This is a genomic window from Psychrobacter sp. 1Y4, assembly GCF_051847555.1.
Genome location: NZ_JBPYDE010000001.1, coordinates 331,159 through 341,758 on the forward strand (window position 1 = coordinate 331,159; position 10,600 = coordinate 341,758).

A 10,600-nucleotide genomic window follows, 5' to 3' on the forward strand; every position below is an offset into this window, starting at 1 on the left:
TAAAATGTATATGACTATAAGCGTTATTTAACTATAAAGGTTAAAAACAACAAAGCCCAGACTTGCTGGGCTTTGCTAACAACAGTTCTGTTTATCAACTCATGATACAGCTTAGCTTTTTACTTCTGAAGTCACTTCAACATCAATATTACCACGTGTCGCCTTTGAGTACGGGCAGACTTGATGAGCCTTTTCAACGAGTTTTTGGAACTCATCAGCAGACAGGTCGGTATTTTCGCCAGTCACATGAATTTTTGCTGCTAACTTGTAGTCATGCCCTTCACCTTGTAGCAAATCTACTTCTATTTGAGTAGTCGAATCAAATTTGGCTTTTTCCATTTGTTTGACTGCACCAAGTGCGCTATCGAAACAGGCGCTATAGCCCATGGCGAATAGCTGCTCTGGGTTATTACCTTCTTTTCCAGAACCTGGCGCTACCATATTGATGCTGAGATCACTATCAGCTAAGCTGGCTGAACCTGCACGGCCGCCAGTAGTAGTTGCTTTGGTAGAATATAGAGTTTTCATAATTGTCCTTTTTCCTTGGTTTTTATGGTAGATGCATCGTATTAGCCATACAACTCATTTAGCATAGCAAATCTTTGGTGCGACTCTATATAACAGTGGTAACCCTATACTATGAATTTGTAAGCAAGTCTTTTGGTTTAGTAAATGAAATACTGGCCACATGTGGAGGTAGCTTAACGATTAGTGTAAGCTAATAGTAGCCGTCAAATGAGAAGAGATTAGGCGATAGCCACTCACTATATATTTAGTGAAAGAGTATTTAATAACGCTCCATTATCGACAAATAAGGATATCTGGCGATGAAAAAAGCGCATAAACAACTTCTTGCACCGCTTGCTATTTCTTTATTAGCGATTGGGCTTGTTGGGTGTGACGAGGAAGACAATGGCATTTTTGGTTCAAGCAGTAACAATGAGCTGACGCTGGCAAGTTTTGATAAAGGTATCGATCGCCAGACTGGAAGGGAAGCTGTGGCGCGTATTGATACCGAATATAGCGATGGTGAGCGTGATATTGATGTAACCAACATTATAGGAAGCTTTAATGCGCAAAACATTAATGATTTAGAACGATCAATTGTGCTATCAGACAATTTTGAGGGCACACTTGAAGATCGCTATATCGAAGTCAATGGGCGAAACGTCAGACAGCCAATTTATGAGACAAATAGTAGTAATAAATTTAATTACGAAACGAGCTATAGAAAACTAGATCTGTCTGGAGTCAGCGCTGGTAGTTATAGTCTTGGCAATAGTCTGACTAGTAGCCGAGGGATTCTCACTGATTTGAATAATTATCCAAACATTCCGCCAAATATAGAGTTTCCAACAGGTTCTGTTTGTTATATCCCTGTGACGACCAGTGACCGCTCGTTTTTTGTTTTCAATGATAAGGACAGAACCCGTTACGACGATCTTGATGATTGGGTCGATATGACTGAAAATCGTTTTAGCGATAATCGAAATTTCAGTACCACTCGCTCAAATACCGGTATCAACAATCAACTAAAAACTGCGCAGATCAGGTATTTTGCTTTTGACAATGAACCAGAATATATATTCAGAGCCGTTGATTATGACGACCGTATCTATGAAGCCGATTACATTGACAGTAATGCACCGCGCCCCAACGAAAACAGTAGACGCGGGGTGGTTGATTGCACTTTAGTTAATGAGGTAGCGGCTGACTTCTTAGAAGACCAAATTAGACGCTACTATTAATAGCTGTTTTGGCATTTGCACAAACGTTGATTATGTACTATCGACGATGACATCAGTTATGTGCAGCCTGCCATGCACTCATTGAGCCAAGATAGATATCGAGATTTTTAAACCCTTGGCTTGCAAGCCATCCTGCTGCAACTGTCGCCCGTGCGCCACTACCACACATCAACGTATAGTGCTGGTTTTTATCAAGTTTATGCCAACGTTCGTTAAGATGACCGACATAGATATGTTCAGATCCTTTAATTGCAGCAGAAGCTCTTTCATCAGCGTCGCGGACGTCAAGCAGGGTCCAGTCGTCTTTATTAACGTTGAGCCTTTCTTCAACCTCAGCAGTATCGATCATAGGTGTTGATTGTATCTTTTGACCTTGCGCGGCAGCAGGCACCACACCGACATAGCCACCGACGATATTATCAAGGGCGATGCGTACCAAATGCTCCATGGCGGTAGCAAGCTGCTCTTCATTGGCGGCAATCAGTGCTATGCTTTCGCCATCAGAGATAAACCAACCAGCAAAAGCGGAGATCATCCCCACCGGCAGGCTCATAGCACCAGGCAGATGACCGGCAGCATAAGCCATCGGTTCTCGAATATCGATGAGATGATCCGCGTCACAGGTTTTAAGCTCATCAAGCGATAGATGACGCGGACGCATAATGCGCGGCGCGGCGTCACCGCCTTCCATATTGAGGCGCTCCATCAAGCGAAAATAAGGGGGTTGATAATGGTTTTCGTTGATTTTGACATCGATAAATACGTCACGACTCTCAATCTGCAGGCGCGGATTATTCAGTCTTTCATGGCCGACACTTGAAAACTCACGCGCAGCCATACCTGAGCCGCACACTGACCCAGCCCCATGGGCAGGATAAATAAGGGCTTGATCGCCAAGCGCTAAAATTTTTTGTAATGAGTCATAGAGCAGACCTGCCACTTCCTTACGTCGATTGGGATAAAAGTCCGTACGCCCAACATCGCCCACGAATAGCGCATCCCCTGTGAAAACCCCGACAGCTTGTTCTGGATAGGCGCTATCAAATAACACAAAGCTAATATGATCATCAGTGTGACCAGGTGTCTCTAGTACGCGAATCTCAAGCTGACCGATGGCAAAGCAGTCATTCTCATGAGTTGTTTGAGCATAAGTGATAGGCTTTTCAGGATTTGGCCCATGTAGTACTACTGCACCAGTCAATTCTGCTAGAATTGGCGCACCAGAAACCAAGTCTTCATTACGGTGAGTTTCGAAGATATGGGTAATTTTCAGCCCAGCAGCACGTGCTTTTTCGACATAAATGTTACAGTCGCGGCGTGGGTCAATGACTGCTGCTTTTCCACCTGAGCCTACCAGATAGGACAAGTGAGCGAGTCCGGGTGTCTTTATTTTCTCAAGTAGCATAATTATTCCCTTATAAATATTGGTGGCTAAATATCATTGAAGTAACTGTATTCAATAGCTGTGTTTAATAATTGTATTCAATATCTAGATTTAACATCTATATTAAATTTCGTCTTTTTAAAAGAGTAGCAAATAAATAGTACTGGCACAGTATCAAGCTATATATTATAAGTAGGTGTATTGTTTCAGCGTATCAGTACCTTAAGCAAAAATAGCATCCAAACCATAAATCGGCTACAATAAGCGCACTAAATTTTCACCTCTATCTGTATTACCTTCTGTTTTTCCTTTCCAAAATTTAACGATAAGTTATTCATTATGAGCGCAGATTCTAAACCTTCAGCCACTAAGTTACCTCCTGCCAAGCTTGCTCGCGAAGTCGCCAAACGCCGCACCTTTGCCATTATTTCGCATCCTGATGCGGGTAAGACTACTATGACCGAAAAGCTACTGTTATGGGGTCAAGCGATCCAAGTGGTTGGTGAAGTCAAAGGCCGCAAAACCGATCGTCATGCAACCTCTGATTGGATGAGTATGGAACAAGAGCGCGGTATCTCTATTACGACCTCAGTCATGCAGTTCCCTTATAAAGATCATATGGTCAATCTACTAGATACCCCCGGTCACGCTGATTTTAGTGAAGATACTTATCGTACCTTGACCGCCGTTGATAGCGCACTGATGATGGTCGATGGCGCAAAAGGGGTGGAGGAGCGTACCATCAAACTGATGGAAGTTTGCCGGATGCGTGATACACCAATCATCTCGTTCGTCAATAAGCTGGATCGTCAGATTCGCGAACCGCTTGAGCTGCTTAGTGAAATTGAGAGTGTACTAAAAATCAAATGCGTGCCTATGACGTGGCCTATTGGTATGGGTCAAGATTTCGTTGGGGTATATCACTTAACCGAAAACAAGACCTATCTTTATGAAAAAGGTCATGGTGGTGATATGAGCGTCGCTGAAACGCGGGACGGTTATGACTATCCTGATATACGCGAGCGTCTGGGTGAGCTGATGTTTAATGCTTTTGAAGAGTCGCTTGAGCTGGTACAAATGGCGCTAGAAGACTTTAGTGTTGAGGAGTTTTTAACAGGCGAGATGACACCAGTACTGTTCGGTACAGCGCTAGGTAATTTTGGGGTCAATATGGTGCTGGATACTCTAGTCAAATATGCCCCATCGCCCAAAGCGCATCCGACTCATGAGCGCGAAGTGGCAGCGACTGAAACTGAATTCAGCGGCTTTGTTTTTAAAATTCAGGCCAATATGGATCCGCGTCACCGTGACCGCATTGCGTTTTTAAGGGTTTGCTCAGGCAAGTACGAGAAAGGTATGAAAATGAAGCATGTGCGTCTGGGCAAAGACGTACGGATTGCTGATGCCCTGACTTTTCTTGCAGGTGACCGTGAAGCATTAGAAGAAGCCTATCCAGGTGATATTATTGGCTTACACAATCACGGTACGATCTCTATCGGCGACAGCTTTACCGAAGGCGAGGAGTTGAACTTTACCGGTATTCCACATTTTGCGCCCGAACTGTTTCGCCGTGTAGTACTAAAAGACCCATTAAAATCTAAAGCATTGCAAAAAGGTTTACAGCAGCTTAGTGAGGAAGGAGCTACTCAGGTCTTTATGCCGCAGATTAATAACGATTTAATTCTAGGCGCAGTGGGTGTGCTCCAGTTTGAAGTGGTCGCGCATCGACTAAAAGAAGAATATAAGGTGCAGTGTACTTTTGAACCCGTCTCCATCGCTACAGTACGCTGGATTCATTGTGACGATGAAGTAGCGCTGGCAAAATTTAAGAAAAAAGCGCATGATCAGTTGTCGATAGATGGCGGTGGCTACTTAACATATTTGGCGCCATCGCGTGTTAACTTGCAACTGATGCAAGATCGCTATCCAGAAGTGACTTTTAGCAATACTCGCGAGCACTAAAATCAATGATGCTAGAGGTTATTATTTAGTCCTATAATATATTCTTAAAAGACACGCTGGCCGTGTCTTTTTTGTTTGTATGATTCATTGAAAGTATTAGGCCATGTTATTAAAAACTGATCGCTAAAACAGTGTTCCTACAATAATAGATTTTGATTACGGTAGAATATCTATAAATGTCGTCTATTAATTAAAGAGGATATATGTCAATAGCTACTTATTATCATGTGATAAAGCATTCACAATTTAATAAAAATATAAATACAATCAAAGGTATAAAGCCGATTGCTACTTTTGGCGTTGCCATCTTATTGAGTGCTTTTAGTTTATCTACCAATGCGACTACTTTGATCAGTGCAACAGACTATCTTGATTATAATTTACCAAAACATTTACAAGAACGCTGTATTAAACGTGAAAACTGTCCAAAAATTGACATCAAATATCTTAAAACCAATCATGACTGGCTAAACGGGGTTGTTAATGGACGTATTAACGATCTAGTTGTAAACAGTAAAATGTCTGAGTCGGCACCTATCAACAATAAAAATAGTCACGCCGATGTTAGAGCAGCTATTGATGACTTTGCAGCCTCACAATTTTCTGATTTGCCTGCAGATAGCGTTTTTACTTATCGTTTAACGATAGAGCCTAAATATCTAGGACATGTAGATAACTTTGAGTTATTTGAGATACATTCCTATATATTTACAGGCGGTGCCCATGGAATGCCGTATAGCGAATATCTCGTATTTGATTCCACAACGAAGCAACAGGTGCAGCTGGTAGACATGTTGCAAAAGGGCAAAAAGTCAGACTTTGAGGCATTGGCGTACGATGCTTATAAGAAGTGGGTCGGTACAGTTGCCAGCGACACTCATGATTATGAGCAAAGCTGGCCTTTCGTGTTCAGTGACAACATAACTTTAACGGATAAAGGCATCGATATTCGTTACCAGCATTACTCTATCGGTCCTTATGCCTACGGTATGCCAGTGCTAAGTATCCCGTATGATAAGCTAAACACCATTATCAAGCCTTATTTCATGCCACAGTAAAATAAAGACAAACAACAACTTCCGGTATGACCAAAGATGGTATTTGGTCATATTTTCAAAAATTTATAATAAGGAGTCGCAAGATGACGAATAACTTAGATGACAACAACCTGCTAAAGACTAAAGAAGAGACAACGACTTGGCAGCTTAACGCAATGACTGAAGCGTTGGGTGATTTAACACTGACGGTTGATGACAGTTTGTCCATCGGACGCGGTAACGACAACGATGTCGTACTTGGTAGTAAGGCAGTATCACGCAATCATGCGTTACTTAGTGTCTTAAACGGAGATTTATATATTAAAGATTTGGACTCATCAAACGGGACATTTATCAATGATGAGCGCATTGAGGGCAATAAGTCTACTCATCTTAATACAAATGATACGGTTGGTTTTGCAAGTTTTGTCTTTAAGGTTGCTGCCCCGCAGGTAGATACTGATCCGGTCACACCAGTAGCAGCCGCGCCAGTTGAACCTGCGACCAAGCAAAGCACGGCGACAGACAAAGATAGCGTGCTGACTGAAAGCGTAGTAGATGAGACAGCTGTCAATGAGCCAGTGGTCAAAGATACCATAGTCACAGAAGTCCTCTCATCTACCACTAGTGAATCCGTAGAAACACTAACTAATACGGCAACAGAAACTACTTCTCAATCTACTTCAGCACCGAGTACGGCCACAGCTAAGGAGACAGTGATGTCTAATGATAAGTCTAAAGAGACGCTAAACCATGAGCCAACAGTTAACGAGCCAATAGCAAAACAGCCAACTGCGCATCAAGAGCCAGATGATGCTCCAGAGCACGATAAGACGACTAAAACCACTTTACAAGAAGAGTCAGATCCAGATGTACTACGCGCCAAACAAGCTGCCTCAGCGCAGTTTTCTGGTACTGCCAATCTAGGTCAAGGTCGCGATCTAGGAACTGAAGGCAATAATGCAATGGATCAAGCTGTCAACAATCCTGCTAATACAGGACATCCAGAGAAAAAACCAAGCGGTAGTTGGTTCATATGGGTATTTATCGTCATTATTATCATCGGAATTGCTCTATGGTTATTTAACATGGGCGGCGTTTAATCGCTTATTTTGATCGTTTATACAGTTTGCTAGCTGGCACCAATCAGTTATAGAAGATGCCTTATAACTAAAGAGATGAGCCGAACAGTACAGTAGTGCTAAATAATACTAACGCTGGCCAGTTTTGTTATACTGGCTGGCTATACTGTAGCTAAATTTGGTCCATCCTCATTTCTTGACAGGTTTATGCTCTATTTATTTCAACGCCGAGCATGTACTGTCTTTTTGCTACTGCTATTTTTATCTTTTGCCTATTTGGTGTTAAGAGACTTTTTACTATGATGACCTTTGAAGAATATAACGCATTTAAAACACAAGGTTATAGTCACGCCCCCCTTGTCAAAAAACGCTTAATGGATGCTCAAACACCAGTTTCTGTGTTTTCTAGAGTACGTGATTTAAGCGGTTCAGCTTATTTGTTTGAGTCAGTCGTAGGCGGTGAGCGCTGGGCGCGTTATTCTATGATTGGTCTGGGTAGCGATTTAATCTTACAGTACACAGACGGTTATATGACCATCAAAAGAGACGATCAGATTGATAGTGACGCAGTCGATGATCCATTTGATTATATTAGAAAGCTTATGGCGCAGTATAAAATGCCCACACCAAATGAGATCGAAGCACTACCAAGCTTTAGTGGCGGGCTGGTGGGCTACTTCGGTTATGACATGATACGCGTTATTGAACCAAGCGTTGGATTGTCTGATGCGCCAAACCCCATGTCGCTACCTGATATGTGGTTAATGCTCTCGATGAGTGTCATCGTCTTTGATAATTTAGAAAACACTTTGTCCATCATCGTTTATGCAGATTGTAATGATAAGGATGGCTATGGTGCAGCGATTCGAGAGCTTGAGAAAATCGAAGATAAGCTGGCTGAGATGCCAGACTTGAGTACGCCCATCATGCCCACACCAAAATTTGAATCGCAAACTGGACAAGAGAAGTATTGCAATGATGTCAATAAGATAAAAAATTATATATTAGAAGGGGACGTTATGCAGGTCGTTCCCGCTCAGCGTTTAACTGCGGACTATAAAGGAGACTCGCTGGCAGTGTATCGAGCGTTAAGATTTTTAAATCCGTCACCTTATCTGTTTTTAGTACATGGCTATACGCTTGATGACCACAAACGTTTTGACATTATTGGTGCCTCTCCTGAGATTCTATCACGTATCGAAGATGGGACAGTGACAGTGCGTCCACTGGCAGGCACACGTAAACGCGGTCAAGATGAAGCAGAAGATCTAGCACTTGAAATAGAGCTACTGGCTGATAAAAAAGAAATCGCTGAGCACTTGATGCTAATTGATCTTGGTCGTAATGATATCGGCCGTGTCTGCGAGTATGGCAGTGTCAAAGTTACCGAGAAGATGTTTGTAGAGCGCTATTCGCAAGTGATGCACATTGCCTCTAACGTCGAAGGTAGAATACTAGCTGACAAAGACGCGCTGGATGTATTCTGTGCGACTTTTCCAGCAGGTACACTATCAGGTGCACCCAAAATTCGTGCCATGCAAGTGATTGACGAGGTCGAACCAGTACGTCGAACTGTGTTTGGCGGCTCAGTAGGTTATCTGGGTTGGCATGGCAATATGGATACTGCGATTGCCATACGTACGGCGGTGATGCGCCGCGGTAAGATACATATTCAAGCGGGGGCAGGGGTAGTTGCTGATTCAGTGCCAGAAGCAGAGTGGGACGAAACCAATAAAAAAGCACTAGCATTGGTCAAGGCGGTAAAGATGGCTTGTGATGGGTTACGTATTCATTAGTACGACTTGGTTAAAGACTAGCGGTCTGGTATTATTAAACCTATGTTATTTGATTCATACTTAGCTTAATGAAAAAAGACGTGATGTGTTGTGGCTACAATGAAAGTGCGGCATAAATCGTAACCAGTATTTTTATAAAAAAATCCAATGCAATCAAGTGCTTGAAAATTTTTATTAAAATAAGTGTAAAAAAAATAAAAAAGGGCTTGCGTCTGTCAAAATATTTGATAGAATAGCCACCACTTTGAGAGAACAAGCCGACTTAGCTCAGTTGGTAGAGCAACTGACTTGTAATCAGTAGGTCGCCAGTTCGATCCCGGCAGTCGGCACCATCTCTTTCAAAGTAGCTTTTTATAAATTTGCTTTATATTAAAGTCTGTTTATTCAAAGCAACCTAAGGTGGGATTGGGGAGCGGTCAAACCCAACAGACTGTAAATCTGTCGCGAAAGCTTCGAAGGTTCGAATCCTTCTCCCACCACCATATTTCTGTAGTTTGTCATAACGCCAAGCATACTCGTTATACATAATTACTCTTTATATTTATAATACTGTTTTGTATTCATACTATAAGAGTCACTTTGCATAAGAGTCATTGCGGGTGTGGTATAATGGTAACACCTTAGCCTTCCAAGCTAATGACGCGGGTTCGATTCCCGCCACCCGCTCCATATATACACCAACGCAAAAATTACCAATAAATCATCACGACAATCAGTATATTATTACTGTATCGTGATATTTTTTTTAGTACAGCTTATAGGCTGGCTAAGATATGCTCATATAGCTCAGCGGTAGAGCACTCCCTTGGTAAGGGAGAGGTCTCGAGTTCAATTCTCGATATGAGCTCCATTTATTGATTATGCTTTTTGTGTTTGCTTCGCTACTTTTAAATAATGTTACGTCGATATCAACCATACAGAATGTTGAAAATTAATAGACTGTCGAAAATTCTAAAGTTAGTGTGGCGGATTAAGATTTAAAGGTGACACTGAGGTGTTGCCTTTTAGTGCTGTCAGTACATTGTGAATACATCAGTTATTCAACATAAACCGATCATATGTACTGAGTAGACTGAAAATGTTAGTATAGTGTTCGAATCGTATCTCTATACTGATAGTAAAAGTTTGTTAGATTTATCCTAGCGTCAACGGTTTGATGGTTTTAACTCTGTCATAAACCGTCAAATAGCTATTTACCGATCTTACTGTTTAATATTTTTTAAGCATAAAGATTCATCAATAAAGAGGAACTACCCATGGCAAAGGCCAAGTTTGAACGCAACAAGCCCCACGTCAACGTCGGCACCATCGGACACGTTGACCATGGCAAAACCACATTGACTGCCGCAATCGCAACCGTAGCAGCAATCACCTCTGGCGGCGAAGCCAAAGACTACGCGTCTATCGATAGCGCACCAGAAGAAAAAGCACGTGGCATCACCATCAACACCTCACACGTAGAATATGACACCGACACTCGTCACTACGCGCACGTTGATTGCCCAGGTCACGCCGACTATGTTAAAAACATGATCACTGGTGCCGCTCAAATGGACGGCGCAATCCTAGTCGTATCAGCAACTGATGGCCC

8 protein-coding genes and 4 tRNA genes are annotated in these 10,600 nt (G+C 42.3%); 10 read left to right on the forward strand and 2 right to left on the reverse strand.

The annotated features are described in order from the left end of the window. Positions 1 to 111: 111 nt before the first annotated feature. Entirely contained in the window at positions 112 to 528 is a 417-nt protein-coding gene (locus ACS8FC_RS01400) for an organic hydroperoxide resistance protein (protein WP_439262639.1), read from the reverse strand. Positions 529 to 827: 299 nt separating this feature from the next. Between ACS8FC_RS01400 and ACS8FC_RS01405 the strand changes: the two genes are divergently transcribed. Beyond that, positions 828 to 1,748, forward strand: a complete 921-nt coding sequence (locus ACS8FC_RS01405) for a hypothetical protein (protein ID WP_439295649.1) — start codon at positions 828 to 830, stop codon at positions 1,746 to 1,748. Positions 1,749 to 1,800: 52 nt separating this feature from the next. On the opposite strand, the gene ACS8FC_RS01410 is transcribed toward ACS8FC_RS01405, so the two are convergent. Then, a complete protein-coding gene (locus ACS8FC_RS01410) occupies positions 1,801 to 3,153 on the reverse strand; it encodes an MBL fold metallo-hydrolase (protein WP_439295650.1) in 1,353 nt (450 codons plus the stop codon). A 318-nt stretch (positions 3,154 to 3,471) separates the two neighbouring features. On the opposite strand from ACS8FC_RS01410, the gene ACS8FC_RS01415 reads away from it, so the two are divergent. The 9 genes from ACS8FC_RS01415 to ACS8FC_RS01455 all read left to right on the forward strand — a co-directional run. Beyond that, positions 3,472 to 5,094, forward strand: coding sequence for a peptide chain release factor 3 (locus tag ACS8FC_RS01415; protein WP_439295651.1), 1,623 nt, complete (start codon positions 3,472 to 3,474; stop codon positions 5,092 to 5,094). Between the two features lie 203 nt (positions 5,095 to 5,297). Beyond that, complete coding sequence (locus ACS8FC_RS01420; RefSeq protein ID WP_439262634.1) at positions 5,298 to 6,152, forward strand: RsiV family protein; 855 nt, start codon at positions 5,298 to 5,300, stop codon at positions 6,150 to 6,152. Between the two features lie 83 nt (positions 6,153 to 6,235). Beyond that, entirely contained in the window at positions 6,236 to 7,234 is a 999-nt protein-coding gene (locus ACS8FC_RS01425; protein WP_439262632.1) for an FHA domain-containing protein, read from the forward strand. Positions 7,235 to 7,512: 278 nt separating this feature from the next. Beyond that, complete coding sequence (locus ACS8FC_RS01430; protein ID WP_439262631.1) at positions 7,513 to 9,009, forward strand: anthranilate synthase component I family protein; 1,497 nt, start codon at positions 7,513 to 7,515, stop codon at positions 9,007 to 9,009. A gap of 256 nt (positions 9,010 to 9,265) precedes the next feature. After that, positions 9,266 to 9,341, forward strand: a tRNA-Thr gene (locus tag ACS8FC_RS01435). Between the two features lie 66 nt (positions 9,342 to 9,407). Then, positions 9,408 to 9,491, forward strand: a tRNA-Tyr gene (locus ACS8FC_RS01440). Positions 9,492 to 9,604: 113 nt separating this feature from the next. After that, a tRNA-Gly gene (locus ACS8FC_RS01445) sits at positions 9,605 to 9,678 on the forward strand. Positions 9,679 to 9,784: 106 nt separating this feature from the next. Next, positions 9,785 to 9,859 (forward strand) — tRNA-Thr (locus ACS8FC_RS01450). 406 nt (positions 9,860 to 10,265) lie between these two features. Beyond that, the coding region (locus ACS8FC_RS01455) for a GTP-binding protein (RefSeq protein ID WP_439295652.1) at positions 10,266 to 10,600 on the forward strand (335 nt) is incomplete at its 3' end.

Excerpts from the sequence above, each read along its gene's own strand:
- ACS8FC_RS01400 (WP_439262639.1), bottom strand. The coding sequence starts at position 528 with ATGAAAACTCTATATTCTACCAAAGCAACTACTACTGGCGGCCGTGCA.
- ACS8FC_RS01405 (WP_439295649.1), top strand. The coding sequence starts at position 828 with ATGAAAAAAGCGCATAAACAACTTCTTGCACCGCTTGCTATTTCTTTA.
- ACS8FC_RS01410 (WP_439295650.1), bottom strand. The coding sequence starts at position 3,153 with ATGCTACTTGAGAAAATAAAGACACCCGGACTCGCTCACTTGTCCTAT.
- ACS8FC_RS01415 (WP_439295651.1), top strand. The coding sequence starts at position 3,472 with ATGAGCGCAGATTCTAAACCTTCAGCCACTAAGTTACCTCCTGCCAAG.
- ACS8FC_RS01420 (WP_439262634.1), top strand. The coding sequence starts at position 5,298 with ATGTCAATAGCTACTTATTATCATGTGATAAAGCATTCACAATTTAAT.
- ACS8FC_RS01425 (WP_439262632.1), top strand. The coding sequence starts at position 6,236 with ATGACGAATAACTTAGATGACAACAACCTGCTAAAGACTAAAGAAGAG.
- ACS8FC_RS01430 (WP_439262631.1), top strand. The coding sequence starts at position 7,513 with ATGATGACCTTTGAAGAATATAACGCATTTAAAACACAAGGTTATAGT.